At 66.3% G+C, this 395-nt stretch carries 1 protein-coding gene; it reads right to left on the bottom strand.

What is annotated here, in order from left to right; all coding sequences use genetic code 11:
* Positions 1 to 395: hypothetical protein (locus EN991_RS39610; protein ID WP_164769836.1), on the bottom strand; the 395-nt coding region annotated here is incomplete at both ends.

Genomic DNA, 395 nt, shown 5'->3' with positions numbered 1-395 from the left:
GGCTGGAATCGATGCGGCCGGAAAACTTCGCCTTGCCCAGGATCAGTTCGAGATCGCTGAAGGCCTGGCGCTTCTGCGAGAGGTCGACCTTGGCCTTGAAGCCGGCGGCCGGCAGACGGCGGATCGCCTCGTCCACATCCTTCGACAGCCAGGCGGCAAAGCCGGAAGGTTGCGCCACGGCCAGCAGCAGCGAGCCGTTGAAGCCGAAATGCCCTTCCAAATTGAGCACCAGCATGCCATCCGCTTCCAGCGTGGTGCGGCCGGGCAAGGTCGCGGCAAGCGATTTCACCGACCAGCCCCCATCGACCGGCTCGGCGGAAAGATGCACGTCGCGCACCGTGGTGTCGCCGCCCACCACCGCCGGCAGCTTGACCTCGACAGTGCCGGGGATGGTC

This window comes from Mesorhizobium sp. M7A.F.Ca.US.005.03.2.1, assembly GCF_003997795.1.
Classification (GTDB): Bacteria; Pseudomonadota; Alphaproteobacteria; order Rhizobiales; family Rhizobiaceae; genus Mesorhizobium; species Mesorhizobium ciceri.
This window is presented reverse-complemented; position numbering and strand designations above follow the sequence as displayed.